General features: G+C 33.2%; 18 protein-coding genes. 15 read left to right on the forward strand and 3 right to left on the reverse strand.

Annotation, left to right across the window (positions count from 1 at the left end; all coding sequences use genetic code 11):
- Nucleotides 1-142: 142 nt before the first annotated feature.
- From B6K90_RS06025 to B6K90_RS06065, 9 genes are all read left to right on the forward strand, one after another.
- Nucleotides 143-1,711, forward strand: coding sequence for a sensor histidine kinase (locus tag B6K90_RS06025; RefSeq protein WP_167555288.1), 1,569 nt, complete (start codon nucleotides 143-145; stop codon nucleotides 1,709-1,711).
- A gap of 4 nt (nucleotides 1,712-1,715) precedes the next feature.
- Nucleotides 1,716-3,296 (forward strand): response regulator, encoded by a 1,581-nt coding sequence (locus B6K90_RS06030; protein WP_088011830.1) that lies wholly within the window; start codon nucleotides 1,716-1,718, stop codon nucleotides 3,294-3,296.
- 84 nt (nucleotides 3,297-3,380) lie between these two features.
- Nucleotides 3,381-4,697, forward strand: coding sequence for an MATE family efflux transporter (locus B6K90_RS06035; RefSeq protein WP_088011831.1), 1,317 nt, complete (start codon nucleotides 3,381-3,383; stop codon nucleotides 4,695-4,697).
- A 132-nt stretch (nucleotides 4,698-4,829) separates the two neighbouring features.
- Complete coding sequence (gene uxaC / locus B6K90_RS06040; protein ID WP_088011939.1) at nucleotides 4,830-6,302, forward strand: glucuronate isomerase; 1,473 nt, start codon at nucleotides 4,830-4,832, stop codon at nucleotides 6,300-6,302.
- A 36-nt stretch (nucleotides 6,303-6,338) separates the two neighbouring features.
- Complete coding sequence (locus B6K90_RS06045; RefSeq protein ID WP_088011832.1) at nucleotides 6,339-7,337, forward strand: LacI family DNA-binding transcriptional regulator; 999 nt, start codon at nucleotides 6,339-6,341, stop codon at nucleotides 7,335-7,337.
- 72 nt (nucleotides 7,338-7,409) lie between these two features.
- On the forward strand, nucleotides 7,410-8,879 hold the full coding sequence (locus B6K90_RS06050) for a tagaturonate reductase (protein WP_088011833.1): 1,470 nt from the start codon (nucleotides 7,410-7,412) through the stop codon (nucleotides 8,877-8,879).
- A gap of 15 nt (nucleotides 8,880-8,894) precedes the next feature.
- Nucleotides 8,895-10,388 (forward strand): UxaA family hydrolase, encoded by a 1,494-nt coding sequence (locus tag B6K90_RS06055; protein WP_088011834.1) that lies wholly within the window; start codon nucleotides 8,895-8,897, stop codon nucleotides 10,386-10,388.
- Between the two features lie 230 nt (nucleotides 10,389-10,618).
- Nucleotides 10,619-11,443 carry a sugar phosphate isomerase/epimerase family protein gene (locus B6K90_RS06060; protein WP_088011835.1) on the forward strand — a complete coding sequence of 275 codons (825 nt, stop codon included), beginning with the start codon at nucleotides 10,619-10,621 and terminating at the stop codon, nucleotides 11,441-11,443.
- 399 nt (nucleotides 11,444-11,842) lie between these two features.
- Nucleotides 11,843-12,073, forward strand: a complete 231-nt coding sequence (locus B6K90_RS06065; protein ID WP_170927388.1) for a hypothetical protein — start codon at nucleotides 11,843-11,845, stop codon at nucleotides 12,071-12,073.
- A gap of 51 nt (nucleotides 12,074-12,124) precedes the next feature.
- Here B6K90_RS06065 and B6K90_RS06070 read toward each other — a convergent pair whose 3' ends face one another.
- Nucleotides 12,125-13,192, reverse strand: a complete 1,068-nt coding sequence (locus tag B6K90_RS06070) for a pyruvate kinase (RefSeq protein ID WP_088011837.1) — start codon at nucleotides 13,190-13,192, stop codon at nucleotides 12,125-12,127.
- A gap of 215 nt (nucleotides 13,193-13,407) precedes the next feature.
- Between B6K90_RS06070 and B6K90_RS06075 the strand changes: the two genes are divergently transcribed.
- Nucleotides 13,408-13,968, forward strand: a complete 561-nt coding sequence (locus tag B6K90_RS06075; RefSeq protein WP_088011838.1) for a class I SAM-dependent methyltransferase — start codon at nucleotides 13,408-13,410, stop codon at nucleotides 13,966-13,968.
- A 74-nt stretch (nucleotides 13,969-14,042) separates the two neighbouring features.
- On the opposite strand, the gene B6K90_RS06080 is transcribed toward B6K90_RS06075, so the two are convergent.
- Nucleotides 14,043-14,459, reverse strand: coding sequence for a hypothetical protein (locus tag B6K90_RS06080; protein WP_088011839.1), 417 nt, complete (start codon nucleotides 14,457-14,459; stop codon nucleotides 14,043-14,045).
- Between the two features lie 177 nt (nucleotides 14,460-14,636).
- On the opposite strand from B6K90_RS06080, the gene B6K90_RS06085 reads away from it, so the two are divergent.
- The 5 genes from B6K90_RS06085 (at nucleotide 14,637) to B6K90_RS06105 (ending at nucleotide 18,979) form a co-directional block, all read left to right on the forward strand.
- Entirely contained in the window at nucleotides 14,637-15,182 is a 546-nt protein-coding gene (locus B6K90_RS06085; RefSeq protein WP_088011840.1) for a GNAT family N-acetyltransferase, read from the forward strand.
- Between the two features lie 435 nt (nucleotides 15,183-15,617).
- Nucleotides 15,618-16,040, forward strand: a complete 423-nt coding sequence (locus B6K90_RS06090; RefSeq protein ID WP_088011841.1) for a VOC family protein — start codon at nucleotides 15,618-15,620, stop codon at nucleotides 16,038-16,040.
- Between the two features lie 12 nt (nucleotides 16,041-16,052).
- A complete protein-coding gene (locus B6K90_RS06095) occupies nucleotides 16,053-16,547 on the forward strand; it encodes an arsenate reductase/protein-tyrosine-phosphatase family protein (RefSeq protein ID WP_088011842.1) in 495 nt (164 codons plus the stop codon).
- A 21-nt stretch (nucleotides 16,548-16,568) separates the two neighbouring features.
- Nucleotides 16,569-17,138, forward strand: coding sequence for a GNAT family N-acetyltransferase (locus tag B6K90_RS06100; protein ID WP_088011843.1), 570 nt, complete (start codon nucleotides 16,569-16,571; stop codon nucleotides 17,136-17,138).
- Between the two features lie 395 nt (nucleotides 17,139-17,533).
- Entirely contained in the window at nucleotides 17,534-18,979 is a 1,446-nt protein-coding gene (locus B6K90_RS06105) for a DEAD/DEAH box helicase (protein ID WP_088011844.1), read from the forward strand.
- Between the two features lie 111 nt (nucleotides 18,980-19,090).
- Here B6K90_RS06105 and deoD read toward each other — a convergent pair whose 3' ends face one another.
- Nucleotides 19,091-19,801, reverse strand: a complete 711-nt coding sequence (gene deoD, locus B6K90_RS06110) for a purine-nucleoside phosphorylase (RefSeq protein WP_088011845.1) — start codon at nucleotides 19,799-19,801, stop codon at nucleotides 19,091-19,093.
- Nucleotides 19,802-19,939: the final 138 nt, after the last annotated feature.

Below are 19,939 nucleotides of genomic sequence, written 5' to 3' on the forward strand. Positions count from 1 at the left end.
GCCAGTTATCATCTTTTTTATTGCATTTACAGGATGGATCTCCTACCATCTGGCTGTGACCCAACTGGAGGAAAACGCTTATAAAAATGTAGATGATACAATATTCCAAACCAAATCCTATTTAGAAAACAGACTCTATGATGTGTTCGAACAATTAGTTGCTTTCTCGAACGATCCAAAGACATTGGACTTAATAGATTCTGAATTTTCTGAGGTCGATCCTAATGATTACATTCAAATGAACAATTCATTGAAAGTGATCCATTTAACTTATAACACGATAATTGAATCAATTTATGTTGATATGCATAATGGGAAATTTTCTTTATATCGAAGTGATTTCCGGAAAAATTTTAATCAATTTCCCTATAAGAAATATAATGAAGAATATCGTGGCAGCAAGGAAGGATTTTACTGGCATAATGAGCATCTCGATGATATATTTGCCAGTAAATCAGATGTGGTAAGTGTGTTTAAGTTGATTGGTAACGAGCACACTAAAGCCAATGGTATTTTGCTTTTTAATTTACGAAAGAGTTTTTTTGAAAACGTCTTAAACAAATCATTGATCGGGGATCATGGCTATCTAACTCTTGTCAGCCGGGATGGAACGTTTAATTCAAAAACAGTTTCAGACAAATACCGTTTGAGCTCAAAGGAATTAAGCTTTCTGCAGTCATTACAGGATGAAAAAGGGAGATATGAGTTTCAAAATGCATTTGGAAAAAACATGACGATTATTTACGATACAATCGGTGTGAATAAGTGGAAAGTAGCTGCTGTTTTCCCAACGGATGAGATTTTAAAGAAAGTCAATTATATAAAATTTGTAACGGTTATTATTATTTTACTGTTAACAACAATTGCTATTTTAATTGCAAATTTTTTAGCTAAATACATTACAAATCCAGTCTCTACCCTAGTCGATCAAACAAAGAAAATTAATGAAAATAATTTAAATATTACCTTTTCGCATAAAGGTCCTAGAGAAATAGGAATTATGAAAACAGCATTAGATGATTTATTGGTTAAAATTAAAACGCTTTTGGAGCAAATTAGATTAGAACAAGATGAAAAGCGGCAACTTGAGTTCTCAATCATGCATGCACAAATTAATCCTCATTTTCTATATAATACACTTTACTCGATAAAAGGCCTATCCGATATGGGAATGAATAGAGAAGCCAGTAGTATGATAACAGCACTTTCTAACTTTTTTCGGATTAGTATCAGCAGAGGGAAGGAAATTATTAGTTTAGAGGAAGAAATTGCTCATATCGAGAATTATCTAATCATTCAGGAAATGAGATATGGAGATGATTTTTCTTATGAAATTACCTTCAATCCAAATCTATTAAACTTTAAAATTGTTAAACTAACTTTACAGCCTTTGATTGAAAATGCCATTTATCACGGAGTAAAGCAAAAAAGGGGTAAAGGAAAGATTATAATTAATGCATATGAAATAAACGATATCTTATGCCTTGAAGTAATCGATAATGGCTCGGGGATTGACTGTGACAAATTAAGAATTATAAATGAAGAACTACATAGTAAAAAGAGCAATTCTTCGACAATTGGAATTGGTATTAGAAGTGTACATGAAAGGATCAAACTTCATTTTGGGGAAGCTTATGGGTTATCAATTGAAAGTGCAAAAGGAGTTGGTACAAAGTCTATGGTAAGAATCCCAAAATCGCGGGGGGACTAAACAAATGTATAAGGTAGCAATAGTAGATGACGACCGCATTATCCGACAAGGGTTGACTAGCGTTATACCTTGGATGGAACACGGATTTGAATTAGTTGGTGTAGGTGCGGATGGTGAGCAAGGACTGGAAATCATTAAAGAACATGATCCGCATATTGTTATCTCAGATATTCAAATGCCTTTTATGGATGGGCTAGAAATGACTAAGGCCATTAAAGAATTTAATCCCAAAACAAAAGTCATCTTGTTAACTGGCTATGATGATTTTAAATATGCTCATGAGGCAATAAAATTAAAGGCTTATGATTATCTTCTAAAACCAGTAGAAACGAATGAATTAATTGAAAAACTTAAACAGGCATCATTAGAATTAGAGGTTGAACTGCAAAAGGAAAATCAAATCAGCGATAGTCAATATTATATCCAGCAACAGTTCCTTAAAAGGTTAAGCCTTAATGTATTTAATAATGAAGAAATAGCTAGAGAGTTTAATAAACTAGGTATAAAACCGAGATGTACACATTTGGCTGCATTGTATGTCAAAATGGACCAAATTGATTTTATTCCTCAGATAGGGATTGAAACAGTGAAAGAAAGGATTATGGTGCATTGCAGTAAAATACTTGACTTATTAAAACTGCAAGGATGTGTTGTAAATGCTGAATCCGAGCATTTTGCCATTTTTCTGTTTGGGTCGGATTTATCGGAAGAGGATTTTGCTAGTGACATTTCTACCGTAACACGCGAATTCCTTTCTACTGTACAAAAAGAGTTTCATACGACAATTACTATTACAAGTGGAAGAATTTATGATGAAATGGCAGACATTATCTATTCCTATCAAGAGGCATTAAAAGCGATGGAATTTCGTCACATAGTCGGAATAAATCAGGTTTTTTCTATTGAAGTAATTGAAGCGTTACAGAAAGAGGAAGTGGCTGATTCTTTAAAAATCGAAGAAGATTTATTTCGGTATATTTCATTTGGTCTTCCGGAAAAAGTAACTGATCTGCTAGAGAATGTTAAAAATGATCTATCGACAAATAAAAGAGTAACATTGCAGGAAATAGTTTTATTTGCTGTTAGAGTCATTAGTTTAATATTTTATGAATCTTCAAAAATAGCAAAAAAATGGGACGATACGAGGTTTGAAAACGTTGAGAAAAAAGTAGTGACATTGCAAACAATTGATGAGATCTTTTCGGAAATAAGAATAATTTCTGTCGATTTAGCCGAGTTTGTAAAGCAATTAAATAGAAATCAAAAGCATACACTTGTTGATAAGGCAATTGATTTCATTCATGAAAATTATCACATCTCCAATTTAAGTTTACAAACAGTTTCAGAAAAAGTTCATGTGAGTTCAGCCTATCTTAGTAATCTTTTTAAAGTTGAAAAAGGATTTAACTTTGGTGATGTTCTACTTGAAACGAGGATGAAAAAGGCTATGGAGCTTTTTCAGAAAACAGATTTGAAGACTTATGAGGTCGCTGAAAAGGTAGGTTACTCAAATCCACAATATTTCAGCAGTAGTTTTAAAAAATATACGGGGTATTCGCCAATCGAATTTAAAAGGCTGAAATAGTCATATTATTTAAGTTAATGAGAGTAAAATAAATGCCCCAACAAATTAACTGATAGGTAATTGAAAAGGGGTGGGAAGTTTACTTTGTCAAAGTTTTTTAAGAATTCTACGATTTTTAAAATATTGATATTTTTTATTCCATTAGCTGTATCTGCAAGCCTTACATCCATTTCGCATGTAATTATCAATGGGACATTGAGCCGAACCAATCATGCTGAAGTTATTATTGCCAATTATGCGATCGCTTTCTCTTTATTTGGGATTCTAGAACGGCCGGTTTTGGTTTTTAGGCAAACGATTTCAGCCTTGGCAATTGGAAAAGCTTCCTTTAACAAAATTGCAACCTTTTTCATAAAGGTGTCGCTTGTCATAACAGCTTTATGTTCATTAATCGGTCTTACTCGGCTTGGGGACTTAGTGTTTAAGTATGGTTTTAATGCGGAAGCTGATACGATGGCTTCCTTGAAGATTACATTTCTTGTTCTTTCAGGCGTCATTTTATTTTCCGGGCTCCGGTGCTTATATCAAGGAATGATTATTAATAAGTTGGAAACAAAATGGTTAACCATAGGCGTTATTTTTCGTTTAGTAGGCATGTTTGCTGTAGCACTATATATGAACTTAGCTAATCATGCAAATAGTAGTATTGCAGGAGCAATTATCTTTTTGACTGGAATGTGTATCGAATGCTTAATTAGTGTCTGGAGAGGAAATTTAATTGTTAAAGAAAACAAAAAGGAAACTGAAAAAAATTTGAGACAAAAAGAAATTTATGCTTTTTATTTTCCTTTAGTTTTTTATTTGTCGTTTCAAACCATCTTAATCCCGATTATTTATGCGTTTCTTGGCAAAATTCAAGATGTACATATGGGGATTGCTTCCTTCGCGCTGGCTTTTAGCATTACGAATTTGATACTAAGCTTTTTTATGTACACTCATCAAATTGTCCTGCAATTCTATGAAAAAAATAAACGAACGGTTATGAATTGTGTAATAATTTTCAGTATTGTTCCATCTGTCTTTCTGGCTATTCTATGTTTTACATCTGCTGGTCCTTGGTTTATGAGAACAGTATTAGGTGTTGACTTGGAATTAGCAGCTGAAAGTCTGGATGTATTAAAATTTTTCATTATTAAAACCTTAGTTTTCCCATGGGTGGATTACTTCGGAGGCATTCTCATGCTTCAAAAAAGTACAAAATCACTCTTAAAACCGCAAATTTTTAATATGATTGCTGTGGTCTTAGTCATAATCCCATTAGTATATTTGAAACCGGAACTAAATGGTAAATCCGGTGCTATTGCAGCTTCAACAGGTGAACTAATCGGCTTGCTTGGAGTTTATTCTGTTGTAACCCGTACGCAAAAGATCAATCAAGTAGCAGAACAGAAAACGATTTAATATATTTATACAATAAATGTTAACGTTAACATTTTGTGTTTTCATAGGTTGTTTAATTGTTAGACTGAAAGTATAGAAAAATGTTAACGTTCACAATATTAATGTTGGAAGGTGTTATATGTGGAAAAATTCATGGGACCAAATTTTTTATTAAAAAATGAAATTGCTATCTCTTTATATCATGATGTTGCGAAGAAAATGCCAATTATTGATTATCATTGCCACTTAAGCCCAAAAGAAATCTATGAAAATAAGAAATTTAAAAATATTACAGAAGCATGGCTTTATGGTGATCATTATAAATGGCGCGCTATGAGAGCAAATGGCATATCCGAAGAATTTATAACTGGTAACGCAAGCGACTATGAGAAGTTTCTGGCGTGGGCAAAAACTATTCCAATGACAATTGGTAACCCACTATATAACTGGACGCATTTAGAACTTCAACGATATTTTGGTATTCAAGATGTGCTAAACGAACAGAGTGCGCCAGAAATATGGGAGAAGGTAAATAGATTACTAAATGGGGAAGGATACTCGGTCCGTGAATTAATCGTAAAGTCTAATGTACGAGTAATTTGTACTACAGATGACCCGGTTGACAACTTGGAATACCATAAATTATTAAAGAATGCTAGAGACTTCCCAGTAAGTGTTGTACCTGGATTCAGACCTGATAAAGGACTGGAAATAAATCGTGAAGGTTTTCTTGATTGGGTCGAAAAACTGAAGGAAGCTTCTAATCTTCAAATTGAAACGTTTGAAGATTATCTTGCAGCGTTAGAAGCCAGAGTTAAGTACTTCCATGAATGGGGTAGCACTGTATCTGATCATGCTTTAGATTCCATAGTGTATGAAGAAGCTTCGTTTGATGAAGTTTCGCTTATTTTTGAACAAAGGTTATCTGGCAACGATATTTCACAGGAAGCTGAAAGGAAATTTAAGACATACACACTTATCTACCTTTGTAAGCTGTACGCAAACCTAGGCTGGGCGATGCAATTCCATATCAATGCTCATCGAAATAACAATACGAAAAAATTTCTCCAACTTGGAGCTGATACAGGTTATGATTCAATCAATGATGATCAAATTGCCAAACCACTAGTAAGGATTCTTGATGCCTTAGATCAAGAAGGTAAGCTTCCTAAAACGATCATCTATTCGTTAAATCCTAATGATAACTATGTGATAGCTAGCATAATTAATAGTTTTCAAGATGGAATCACTCCTGGGAAAATTCAATTCGGCACAGCTTGGTGGTTCAATGATACTAAAGATGGTATGCTTGATCAGATGAAGGCATTGTCTAATGTAGGCCTCTTTAGCAAGTTCATTGGTATGCTTACAGATTCTAGAAGCTTTTTATCCTACAATAGACATGAATATTTCCGAAGATTGGTATGTAACTTAATTGGAGAATGGGTAGAAAATGGTGAAGTCCCTTATGATTTGGAATTGCTGGGCAAAATTGTCCAAGGTATCTGTTATGATAATGCGAAGGACTACTTTAATTTTAAAATCGTAGAACCAAGCTCGGAACTTAATTTAAATAATTATAATGATTTTTTGCTAAAAAGGTGGAGTAAGGCTGGAGAGGCTTAATTAATGGGTAGATGTTCAAAAAGGAAGGTAAGATAAATGGTTACAATAAAAGATATTGCTAAGTTAGCCAATGTATCACATACAACAGTGTCTAGGGCCCTTAACAACAGCCCTTTAATTAAAGAACCAACGAAAAGAAAAATTCTTGAGATTGCCTATCAGCTAAACTATACACCAAATTTTAATGCGAAAAGTTTAGTGATGCAGAAATCCTATACAATTGGATTATTTTTAACAAGTATCAGTAAGGGTACATCTGCAAGTTTTCTGGCTGATACGATTAAGGGTGTCAATAGCATTATAAACCAGGATTATAACTTGTACATTCGTGGTATCGATGATTATCAAGATTATTCCAGTATAAATTCTCAAAGGTTTGATGGAATTATCTTAATGAGCCAAAGCGTCTATGACAACACATTTATCTATCATGTATTGCAAAAAGGAATTCCTCTAGTTGTCCTAAATAGAAAAGTTGAAGAAGAAAATCTTATTAACATCTTAAGTAATGATACAGAAGGATCACGTAAGGCAGTAAATTACTTGATAGAAAATGGACATCGTGAAATAGCGATTATCGAAGGAACATCAAGTTTTAAATCATCACAAAAGCGAAAAGAAGGTTACATGAAAGCATTAATTGAAAATAACATTCCCATAAAAATTGAATATTCAGTTCAGGGAAATTATGATATGGAAAGTGGATACAAGGCTATGGGAAACTTATTGGCTTTGAAGAACCCCCCAACTGCGGTATTTTGTTCAAATGATGACATGGCTATTGGAGCAATGAACGCAGTATTTGCAAAAGGGTTTAAAGTTCCTGATGATATTTCGGTGATTGGTTTTGATGATATTGGGTTCTCACAATATACCACGCCAAGACTAACGACTGTAAAGCGTCCTTTAGAACAAATTAGCATTCTTGGTGCAAAAAAAATACTTTCGCTTATCCTTGGAGATGAGCAAGAAGCTGAAAAAATATTATTAAAAACTGAACTAATCATAAGAAATTCAGTAAAGAAATTCATATAGCTTACCCCTAAATTTATAGCGGGGTATATTCAAAAATGTTAACGTGTGCATAAAAAGTTAGGAGTGTTGACTATGCAAAAGTTAAATCGAGAGAATTATAAAGGAACCCGTATCTACCCTGAAAAGATTCTTCAATTTGGAGAAGGGAACTTTTTAAGAGCCTTTGTTGATTGGCAAGTACAGGTCTTGAACGAAAAAACCGACTTTAATGGAAGTATCGTTGTACTTCAGCCCAAAAGCTTTGAAATGATTGAAAAGCTAAAACGACAAGATGGATTATTTACCCTTTTTTTACAGGGGATCAAAGATGGTTGCCATGTAAATGAACATATGGTCATTGATTCAATCAATCGTGGAATAAACCTTTTTACTGAATATCAAGCGTATATAGAGCTGGCCGCTAAGGAGGAACTTCGATTTATCATAAGCAATACGACTGAGGCAGGCATTGCTTATGATCCTAAGGATAAATTAAACGATCAGCCTCAGAATAGTTTTCCCGGAAAATTAACTGCCTTCCTATTTCATCGATTCCAGGCTTTTTCCGGAGACCCAAAACGAGGCTGTATCATTATTCCTTGTGAACTAATTGAAAATAACGGGATGAAACTGAAGGAACTAGTACTAAAATATGCGCAAAACTGGAACCTTGGAAGTGGGTTTATCAATTGGATCGAGCAGGCAAATACATTTTGTTCAAGTCTTGTTGATCGAATTGTTCCTGGATTTCCTTCGGATACCTTCAGTGAAAAAACGGAGATGCTTGGCTATCAGGATGAATTAATGGTGGTAGGTGAACAGTATCATCTCTGGGTAATTGAAGGGCCGGAGTGGATTAAACACGAGCTTCCCTTTAGTGGAACGGGACTAAATACGATAATTGTAAAGGATTTAACCCCTTTCCGAACTCGTAAAGTTAGGATTCTTAATGGGGCTCACACAGCAATGACACCTATCGCGTATTTATCCGGATTAGAAACTGTTGAAGAAGCAGTGAGTGACAAAGAAGTAGGATCCTTTATCAGAGAAATGATAAGCGAGGAAATTATACCTACTTTAAAAGGAAATACTGCGGACCTTGAAAACTATGCTGAGGAAATCTTAATTCGGTTTGCTAATCCATTTATTAGGCATTATTTAATGAGTATTTCCTTAAATTCAATTTCTAAGTTTATTACAAGAAATTTACCTACTCTTATTGATTACATAAAGAAAACTAACGTACTTCCGACGAGGATGGTTTTTGCTTTGAGCTGCCTTATCTACTTTTACCGAGGAAAACGGGGAGAAGAAAATATTAGTTTGCAAGATCGAACTGAGACACTGGAATTCTTTCAATCTACTTGGGAAATGTACGAAAATAAGAAAATAAACTTAAACTTACTGGCAGAAAGAGTACTTTGTGAAACGAAGATTTGGGAAATGAATTTAAATACGATTTCAAATCTAACAGACACCGTAACAAAACACCTCAGACTTATCGAAAAACTGGGAGTAAGGAATGCGTTAATAGAATTATCTCTAACATCGACTCATAAATAAGGAGGACTAGGATAGATGAGAGATTTCCTTAAAATTAATGGTAACGATAATATCATACTTGCTTTAAAAGATTTTAAAAAGGGCGAACAATTAAATGTTAATGGCGTATCGATACAACTAAAAGAAGTGATTTATAGAGGCCATAAGGTAGCCACTAAAGAAATATTAGAAAATGAAGATATCATAAAGTACGGGTACCCGATAGGGCATGCCTTAACTAGGATTGCACCTGGTGAACTCGTCCATACTCATAATACAAAAACCAATTTATCAGGCACTGAAGAATACAACTACAATCCAGTTCAAACCACAAATCAATATAATAATGAAAATAGGACATTTAAGGGCTATCGACGGGAAAATGGGTCAATAGGGATTCGAAATGAACTTTGGATTGTACCGACAGTAGGCTGTGTAAATGGAATTGCTGAAAAAATTATTAAACGTTTCGAGAAATATATAGGGGATTATACACCTTTTGATAATGTCTTAGTTTTGAAGCATAGTTATGGATGTTCCCAGCTGGGTGATGACCATCAAAATACGAAACAAATTTTAGTGAATGCGGTCAACCATCCAAATGCAGGAGGGATCCTAGTTTTGGGGCTTGGATGCGAAAACAATGAACTACCGGAATTTAAAAAAGCTCTAGGTAATGTGAATGGAAATAGAGTTAAATTTTTAATTTCACAGGCTGTTACGGATGAAATTGAAGAAGGCTTTAAGTTAGTATTGGAACTCTATGAAGCAGCAAAACAAGATAAAAGGGAGGATATTCCACTTTCAGAATTAAAAGTAGGTTTAAAATGCGGCGGTTCTGATGGTTTCTCTGGCATCACAGCTAATCCACTACTCGGCAGATTTTCTGACTACCTCATTGCTCAAGGCGGTACAACGGTTCTTACCGAAGTTCCAGAAATGTTTGGCGCAGAAAAAATTTTAATGGAACGTGCAGCCAGTGAGGAGGTATTTCATAAAATAGTCGTTTTAATTAATGATTTTAAAGACTATTTCCTACAACATAATCAGCCAATTTATGAAAACCCTTCACCTGGAAATAAGGCAGGAGGAATCACAACTCTTGAGGATAAATCACTTGGTTGTACTCAAAAGGCAGGAACGTCAATCGTTGTCGATGTCTTGAAGTATGGGGAGGTCCTTAAAACAAAAGGTCTAAATCTACTTAGCGCACCAGGAAATGATTTAATTGCTTCTACAGCTCTTGCTGCGGCAGGATGTCAAATGGTTCTGTTTACAACAGGTAGGGGAACACCTTTTGGAACCTTTGTTCCGACAGTTAAAATTTCTACAAATTCCCAGATTTATGAATCAAAACCTCATTGGATTGATTTTAATGCCGGAACCTTATTGGAAGATCATTTCTCGGCTGAGCAAGTCCTAAGTGATTTTGTTGATTATATCGTCAAAGTGGCCAGTGGTGAAATGGTTAATAACGAAAAGAATGACTTTCGTGAAATCTCTATTTTCAAAAGCGGAGTGACATTATAATTCTTGGTTACTCATTTACAATGAAACTAGAATTCTTGTAAAAAAACATACAGATTTAGTGTAGTTGCCTTTGTTAGAGCAGATTCAAAAGAAGAAGCTATACAAATCTCTGTAGCATATGTTGATGGAAGTTGGCTTGCCAGATAACACGGAAGAACAAGCTTAAAACAAAAGCACCGTACCAAATTTTTTGGTACGGCTTCTTAATAGAACGAAAGAGGTGTTTCTTTGTGAATTTAGGGATCAGAGCCCATGATATCGATACAAATGATTTAGAAAAACTCGTAAATGAAATAGCAGCTAAAGGATTGACCAGAGTTCAGCTTGCTCTAAGCAAGTCTTTGCCGGCATTTTATTCAGGAGTTGGCAGTCTTTCATCTGATATTGCCCAACATATTGGAAATGCCTTTTCTGACAAAGGGATTCAAATTGTCGTTTTGGGCTGTTATTTTAATATGATTCATCCAGATCCGATAGAGAGAAGAAAAGGGATGGATCGTTTCAAAGAGCATCTAAGATACTCAAAGGATTTTGGCTGCAGCATTGTGGCAACAGAAACGGGTAATGTCAATGCAGAAATTATATATACAGAAGAAAACTTTAAAGAAAAACCTTTTTTGGCAGTAGTTGAAAGTGTTTCAGAACTTGTTAAAGAGGCTGAAAAATATGGTGTCATTGTTGGAATCGAAGCGGGAGTAAATCATCCGATTTATTCTGTAACAACTATGAAGCGTCTTTTAGATATGATTGACTCTCCTAATCTCCAAGTGATTTTTGATCCGGTTAATCTATTGACCATTAAAAACTATATAAATCAGGAGGAGATTTTTGAAAAGGCATTTGAAATATTAGGAGACAAAATGATTATTTTCCATGCGAAAGATTTTATTATCGAGAGTGGTTCATTAAAACAAGTACCAGTAGGGCAAGGTTTGTTAAATTACAATAAGCTATTTGGTTTAATTAAGGAAAAAAAGCCAAATATAAATATTTTAATAGAAGGAACAAAAGAACCGTTTATAGATAAAAGCATTGCCTATTTGAGAGGTAAATAAGAATATATATAAGTTCACATTCGTGGTATTTTCTTTATTTCCCCAATATCCATATATATAATTAAATGGTAATACACTCTATATGACCCTTAACACCTTGTAAAATTATCAAGACGAACCATTATTAAAATCTTACGGAACTTTAACCCTCACGTAGACCTAAAAAAATAAACTTGATATAATCAAATTAATGATGTGATAAGGCAATTTTGGAGGAAGAAATTAAACTTGCTTGATAGATTACTGCATGGTCTTTAAAGTTATGATTTCGAACGTTCAAAATGATGTACATATATTAGTTAGTGTAATATCAATTACTTATAGGAGGTCTGTTTACATGAAGTACAATATGAGTGACATTGTAGCATATGGAACGTCTATAGGAGTCGGGAAAATATAGTGAAAACATTTATTTTCGGTTTTTATGGTATCCAAATATTATTTCTCATTATTTGTTTAATTCTTGGTTATTTTATATTCGATAAACGATTTAATCGAAATCATGGAAACCATATACCAGAGGGTTTTGAACGAACTAGTGAAGTGAATATTGATCCAGTAACTGGGGAGAAAACAAGAGTTTACTATAATCCAGATACAGGTGAACGATTTTATAAAAAAGAAAAGTGAATGCAAGTATTTTAAAAACGCCCTTTAAGTAAGGGCGTTTTAGTTTGTAAGTTATTTGATAGTTGAATTGATCAATTCAAGCATATCATCAAAATCAAACGGAGATTTCGATTTAACGGTCTCCGCAAATTGAGATACAAGCTTTAATGTTTCAATGCTTTCAATCGGATGATGGCCAGCAGCACTTTCAGCCGATAGCATTACGGCATTCGTACCATCCATCACAGCTTGAAATACATCAGTTACTTCAGCTCTTGTAGGTAATGAATTATCTACCATTGATTGTAGCATTTGAGTTGCTGTGATCACATATGTCCCATTTGAATTACACTCATGAATCATTGCTCTTTGTAAGAGAGGAATACATTGATAGGGTAGTTCAACACCTAAATCACCACGAGCAATCATTAATGCATCCGTTTCTTTATTAATTTCCTGGAAATTTTTTATTGCTTCTATCGTTTCAATTTTTGCTATTAATTGAGGTGTTTTATCACTTTTTGAATTCATAAAACTTCTGATTTCTTGTAAATGCGATGCTCGTCGAATAAAGGAGCATGCAATATAATCTAAACCTTCTTGCAAAATGAATTCGATGTCTTTTCGGTCTTTTTCAGTAATAGCAGGCAAACTTGTAACGACTCCAGGTAAATTAACCCCTTTATGTGAAGAAATTTCGCCACCAGTTTTCACAGATGTGACAATCTTATTTTGTTCGATATTTTCAACTAATAACTCCACTGCACCATCATTAATTAATATACGATCTCCTCGCTTTACATCGTTTATTAACCCTTTATAATCAACACTGGCTTGATTACGATCACCTGTAATCTCATCAATTACGAGTGTAAAAGTTTGATTAGGTTCAAGATTTATTTTTTCACCTTCAATTTTTCCTAATCGAATTTTTGGACCTTGGAGGTCTCCTAATATCTTGATTTCTTTTCCTGTCTCTTTTCTTATTGATTTTATTAGTTCAATGACATTTTGATGACTTTCATGTGTTCCGTGTGAAAAATTGAGTCTTGCAATCGTCATGCCGTGTTCAATCAATTCAGACAATATTTTTTTATCAAAACTTGCTGGTCCAATCGTACAAATTCGATCAATAGTCATTTGATATCGCCTCCATTTACTGGAATTATTATACCCAAGATAAAGTATAAGAATCTAAATGATTTTTGAAATGGATTTATGGAATCCTGATAGAAGAATATCTCAAATAATATTCACTTCTAAATTTTGACATTTTTCTACGTTTTATAGAAGGAATTCATGTAAGTTTTGCAGAAGATAATTAATCGGTCAAAATATAATATGAGGTGAATCTATTGGTGATTAAACAAGATGAATTAAAAGTTGTAATTGGAGCTGGAGAATATAACAATAATCCAACATGGATTCAAACTCAGGAGGAAGAACTTAATTTATTAGTTAAGTCAACTTGGGAAAATAAATTTGAGAAAAATTCAATTACTGCTATTTTAGCTGAACATGTATGGGAACATCTTACATATGAAGAAGGTTTAGAAGCCGCTAAAGTTTGTTATGAATATTTAAAACCATCAGGTTACATTCGTTGTGCTGTACCAGATGGTTTTTTTCAAGACGAAACGTATCAAAGTATTGTTAAAGTTGGTGGACCTGGCCCAAAAGATCATCCTGCTGCAAGCCACAAAATTGTATATAATTATAAAACACTAGTTAACATGTTTAAAACAGCGGGTTTTGAAGTTACACTGCTAGAATACTATGATGAAGAAGGAATTTTTCATTTTAAAGAATGGGATGGCAAGGATGGTGTTATTTTCCGATCAAAAAAATATGATCCTAGAAATCACGGGGAAAAAGTCCTGTTTCCTTCCATCATTGTCGATGCAGTTAAGCTTTAATTTAACAAAAAGATCATTTACTTGAATACAGAAAGAACTGAAGCTTCACTTCAGTTCTTTTAATTAGATTAAATTTAGTAGATCATTATATCTCTGATTTCTTTCGTTATTCGTTCGATTTGACCTTGAAACATCATAGATGGGATGAAAATAGATTCTTCGGGATGGTTAATTACTAGATAAGCACTATGTGAAGGTGTCTCTTTATAACGATATTGTAAATTTACACGTGTAATATGATGAGCAGGAATCGTTCGCTTAAAACCCCAATGTTCGTATGTAACACCGTAATCGTTTATCCTGATCACCATACTACGAATATAACCGATATAAGCTAAGAAGGTGAAGCCTACGATTGTTATTATCAAATATGACTTAATCGTATTAGGAAAACCATGCTTTTGTACATAAAAGATGAATGTAATCATGCAAATCGTGAACAGTATTGAAACTAAAAAATTAGAAAGCCTTCCACTACTTCTAAATTCCACTTTGATACACCTCTTTCATATTAATATAGTTTAGTTTAAAAACTTTTAATATTAACATTAGGATGATCTCTTTTAGTATGAATATTTATTAATGAGGCTTATCCACTCTAATTGAAGAAGTACACAAATAATCAATCTTTTTAATAAAATTAAGAATACCAGTGTAAGGAGTATATGATGAAAATACAACCTCAGAAATTTACGATAAAAAACCTTCAATATATTATTAGACATGCAGTACTTACTGACGCGAAACAATTATCTAGTTTGAGGGTACTGATAGATGGCGAGACAGAAAATTTAGACCGAGAAGCAGGAGAAGCATTTATCGATCCAAAAGGCTTTGAACAAATAATTATCTGTGATACAGAAACTATAAATAATTTATTTTTAGTAGCTAAGGTTGAAAATAGAATAGTTGGTTTTGCTAGATGTGAAGGTAGTCAATTAAAAAGACTTTCTCATAAAGTAGAATTTGGCGTCTGTGTCTTAAAAGAATTTTGGGGATACGGCATCGGTAAAAATCTTTTAAAACAAGCAATTTCTTGGGCAGACGCAAATCATATTCACAAAATAAATTTGAGTGTTCTAGAAACAAATGAAAAAGCAATTAAACTATATGAAAAGTTAGGCTTTGAAGTTGAAGGAGTATTAAAAAAAGATAAGGTACTTTCTAACGGGAGATATTATAATACGATTTTAATGGGTAGATTTAAAGAATAAATGTTAATAAAAAAGAGTCAATTTAATTGGCACATTTTTACAATCATTTGATTTATTAAATTCAGATTTCCTAAAATAAGAAAGCAATAATAAGAGGGGCCATTCAAAAAATACATTTTTAATATTATAAAATGAATTTTCTGAAAAATCCAGTCTTTGAATTAATAATAGTTTGAATAATACGTTCTGTTAAAAAGTAGATTGTTGATTTTCTTTTTAATCTAAATGCACATATAGATTAATAACCGTTTTTTACTTTTAACGAATTCATTAATGCATTTAAATCAGGGCTAAAATTGAAGGAATGAAGAACTTAAAGTAGAAATTATAAAATTGGGAACTTAATCGTGACGACCCTGCAAAGCTAAAGTAGATCACATTAAAAGCTAAGAAGATGAAGAGATTAGATTAAAATTTTAAATAAAGGTGTTTTTTATGATTTTAGTTATCAATCCTTATCTAATATTGAATGGAAATGGGCAGGAAGCTGTTTCATTTTATGAACATGCATTCAATACAAAGACCCTTATTCTTCAAAGATTTGGCGACATGCCTGGGGAAGAATATACAAACCTATCTGATGAAGAAAAAAATCGTATCTTACATGCACATCTCAAAGTTGGTTCAACAGATTTAATGATTTCTGATCCATTTACAGGTCTACCATATCAAATTGGCGATCAAACCACTTTAGCTATATTAATTAATGACGTTGAAACAACAAGAGAAGTATTTGGTAAATTACAAGATGGTGGAAAAGTGATTATATCTTTACACGAAACTTTTTGGAGTCCTTTATACGGACAAGGATCTTATTATACAATAAAAGTTTTAGGTAGATCCATTAATAGATTATAGAGGGAGATAGCAATGAACATTCTTTTTGTTTGCACCGATAATTTTACTAGAAGTGTAATTGCTGAATTTTGTATGAAGGATTATCTACAAAAGACAAATAATACGACAGTTAAAGTGGCATCTGCGGGCATTAGGGCTAATAGTGATATTCGTAAATACTCTACAATTCATTTTAATATAATGAATGAATTTGGTATTGATACTTCTGGATTCGAACGAAAACAATTTGATGATTCTTGCTTTAATAAGTATGAACTTATTATTGGGATGAGTGAATTACATAAAGAATTCATTAAGCAACAATATAATCGAGATATTCGATTATTCAACGAGGTTTACAATGGACAACAAACAGCAGTAAATATAGGCGAACCTAATAATGAACATTTTTTTGAACAAATGAAACAATTAGTACATTACATTAATAAAGCGATTCCAACTATATTTAACAATGTTGAATTGTCAAATAAAAATCTTGTTAAGCTAACGCATGAAGTAGTTCAATAGTGATAAATGGAGGAGTAATATTTGTATAATGATTTGTTGCTACGAATTAGACCAATAAATGAAGAAGACTTATATTCACTTTGGACTTTGATGTATAAAGAGAGTTCACCAGAGTGGAAAAAATGGGATGCACCATATTTTGAACATAAAGCTATTACTTTTGAGGACTATTTAAAAACTAAGGATACTGTTGTAAACCAAGAAAATATATGGATTATTGATGTAGATGTAAAAATCATTGGCACAGTTAGCTACTATTGGGAACATAAACCTTCTAATTGGCTTGAGATTGGAATAGGTATTTATGATCCCCAATATTGGAGTGGAGGTTTTGGTACAAGAGCTTTAAAACTTTGGATTAATCATTTATTTAATACATTACCTCTTGTACGGGTGGGTTATACAACATGGTCTGGAAATCATCGTATGATTAAAGTTGGAGAAAAATTAGGAATGACAATGGAAGCTAGGTTAAGAAAATGTCGTTTCTATGATGGAACATATTATGACTCGATTCGCATGGGGATATTACGAGAAGAGTGGAACGAATACATAGATACAGTTGGATTAAACGAAGTTCAAAAAATATGACAGTAAAATATACTAATGCATGAATTAGTAAAACTATGTAAAGGAGCTGATGATTATATCATTCAGCTCCTTTTTTCGCCGATTATTTTTAATAAAGGTGAATACGAAAAATTAGTTCAAAGTACACATTTGAAAACAGCTGAAACAATTAAAAATAAATCTAGTACTGATAAGTCCATGTTTGGTTTACGCACAATAAACTCAACCCAGTCTTTCTCGAAAATAGAATTCTTTAAATTCCTGTCAATTCTATCTATTACTTTTTAAATTTGAAAATAAAAACCTGTTTGTCTTGCATTTTTCAAGTATAATGAATCATATTCAATTAATGAATATGATTTTTCTTACGGAGAATTCTATCCATATATCGAAAAAACAAAAAACGAGGTTAAGAAATGAATAAAAGAAGTTTTGCGGACTATCATGTAAGCGAGGAAATTAAAAGAGCATTAGCTGTATTAAAATACGAAACTCCAACTGAAGTTCAAAGTAAGGTCATTCCATTAGCAATGGAAAATGAAGATCTAGTCGTAAAATCTCAAACTGGGAGCGGCAAGACTGCCTCATATAGTATTCCTGTTTGCGAAATGATCGAATGGGAGGAAAAAAAACCACAGGCTTTAATTCTTACACCAACTAGGGAGCTTGCAGCTCAAGTCCGTGAAGATATTACGAATATTGGAAGATTTAAACGCATAAAAGCGGTGGCCGTTTATGGAAAAGAACCTTTTTCTAAACAAAAGGTAGAATTGGAACAAAAAACACATGTAGTCGTTGGTACACCTGGACGGGTCATGGACCATCTTGAACGAGAAACTCTGGATATAGATCAAATAAAGTATCTTATTATAGATGAAGCTGATGAGATGCTTAATAGAGGTTTTATCGACGAAGTAGAAGCAATTATCAACCGGCTACCTTTAAACAGGGTAACGATGGTTTTTTCAGCAACCTTACCTAATGATGTTGAAAATCTATGTCATAAATATATGAAAGATCCTATTCATATTGAGATTGAATCAACTGGTGTAACGGCCGATACCATTGAACATTTTTTAATTGAAGTGAAAGAAGAAGAAAAGATTTCACTTCTTAAAGACGTCACAGTTGTAGAAAACCCAGACAGCTGCTTAATTTTCTGCCGGACTAAAGAACACGTTGATGCTGTGTATAATGAACTGGAAAAAGCTAATTATTCATGTGAAAGACTCCATGGGGGAATGGAACAAGAAGACCGGTTTACTGTAATGGAAGGCTTTAAACTGGGGAACTTCCGCTATCTGGTAGCAACCGATGTAGCTGCAAGAGGTATTGATATTGATAATGTAACCCTAGTCATCAACTATGATGTTCCTATGGAAAAAGAGAGCTATGTACACAGAACCGGGAGAACTGGACGTGCAGGAAATAAAGGAAAAGCAATTACGTTTTCGACACGTTTTGAAGGAAAGTTCGTTAAAGCAATTGAAAATTACATCGGCTTCGAGATACCTACTAAAGAAGCTCCTAGACATCAAGACGTCGTTGCTGGAAAAGCTACTTTTGAGGAAAAGCTTAACAGCAGGCGAGTTGTAAGAAATAATAAAACAGCCCGAATTAATCAAGATATTATGAAACTCCATTTCAGTGGCGGAAAAAAGAAGAAAATCCGAGCTGTTGATTTTGTTGGAACAATCGCAAAAATCCCTGGAGTGACAGCGGATGATATTGGCATTATAACCATTCAGGATAATATGTCATATGTTGATATTCTGAATGGAAAAGGATCACTAGTATTACAAGCAATGGAGAATACAACGATTAAAGGTAAAAAGTTAAAAGTGAGTAAAGCAATTAAATAAAGAAGTATTCTCGCATACTTAAGTTACACAAGAACAAAAAAGACGATATCCTAAAACGGAAATCGTCTTTTTTGTTTTTCACTAACTTTCTTTAATAGAAGGGAGTTTATTTTACAAACAAGCTTCTAATGAAAGTTTCATCATTTTATCAAATGATGTTTGTCTTGCTTCAGCACTAATCTCTTCATGAGTAACTAAAGAATCTGAAATAGTAAGTAAACATGCTGCTTTCTTTCCTAATACTTTCGCATTATGGAATAGTGCATAGCTTTCCATTTCTGTGCAAATACACTCATGGTCTTTATAAAAATCAACAAAATTTGGAACTGAACTTTCGTAATAGAATACATCACTAGAATGTATTCTTCCTTTAACAATAGGAGTATTAATTTGCTTTGCAGTATCTTCAATTTTGTTTGTTAAAGATTCACAAGGGTACTGAATGTCACCTTCTACGCCTGCTTGAGTTTTTGCAAAAGTTGATTGACTCCAAGCACTTTCTACAAGCACTATATCATGAATGTTTAGTTTATCTGTATAAGCTCCGGCACTACCAACACGGATAATATTTTCTACATCATAAAATTTATATAATTCGTATGAATAAATTCCTATACTTGGCATACCCATACCAGATCCCATTACAGATATTTGTTTCCCTTTATAAGTTCCTGTATAGCCAAACATATTACGTACAGTATTAAATTGTACTGGATTTTCTAGATATGTTTCCGCAATGTATTTTGCACGTAATGGATCTCCTGGCATTAAAACTGTTTTTGCAATATCTCCTGGTTTGGCTGTATTATGTGGCGTTGTCATATTATTATCTCTCCTGTTCAATTTTTTACATTTACTTAATTAACAAACCTATACAACTAATATTCTTTCACATTTCACATGTTTATTTATCTTTAAGTTATCATTCTTACCTAAAATGTTTCCGTTTACAAAATAAAA

Origin of the sequence: Gottfriedia acidiceleris, from assembly GCF_002128425.1 — a bacterium.
GTDB classification, from domain to species: Bacteria; Bacillota; Bacilli; order Bacillales; family Bacillaceae_G; genus Gottfriedia; species Gottfriedia acidiceleris.

Bases quoted from the DNA above. Each gene is read 5' to 3' on its own strand.
- B6K90_RS06030 (WP_088011830.1), top strand. From the start codon at position 1,716: ATGTATAAGGTAGCAATAGTAGATGACGACCGCATTATCCGACAAGGG.
- uxaC (WP_088011939.1), top strand. From the start codon at position 4,830: ATGGGACCAAATTTTTTATTAAAAAATGAAATTGCTATCTCTTTATAT.
- B6K90_RS06045 (WP_088011832.1), top strand. From the start codon at position 6,339: ATGGTTACAATAAAAGATATTGCTAAGTTAGCCAATGTATCACATACA.
- B6K90_RS06050 (WP_088011833.1), top strand. From the start codon at position 7,410: ATGCAAAAGTTAAATCGAGAGAATTATAAAGGAACCCGTATCTACCCT.
- B6K90_RS06055 (WP_088011834.1), top strand. From the start codon at position 8,895: ATGAGAGATTTCCTTAAAATTAATGGTAACGATAATATCATACTTGCT.
- B6K90_RS06070 (WP_088011837.1), bottom strand. From the start codon at position 13,192: ATGACTATTGATCGAATTTGTACGATTGGACCAGCAAGTTTTGATAAA.
- B6K90_RS06085 (WP_088011840.1), top strand. From the start codon at position 14,637: ATGAAAATACAACCTCAGAAATTTACGATAAAAAACCTTCAATATATT.
- B6K90_RS06090 (WP_088011841.1), top strand. From the start codon at position 15,618: ATGATTTTAGTTATCAATCCTTATCTAATATTGAATGGAAATGGGCAG.
- B6K90_RS06095 (WP_088011842.1), top strand. From the start codon at position 16,053: ATGAACATTCTTTTTGTTTGCACCGATAATTTTACTAGAAGTGTAATT.
- B6K90_RS06105 (WP_088011844.1), top strand. From the start codon at position 17,534: ATGAATAAAAGAAGTTTTGCGGACTATCATGTAAGCGAGGAAATTAAA.
- deoD (WP_088011845.1), bottom strand. From the start codon at position 19,801: ATGACAACGCCACATAATACAGCCAAACCAGGAGATATTGCAAAAACA.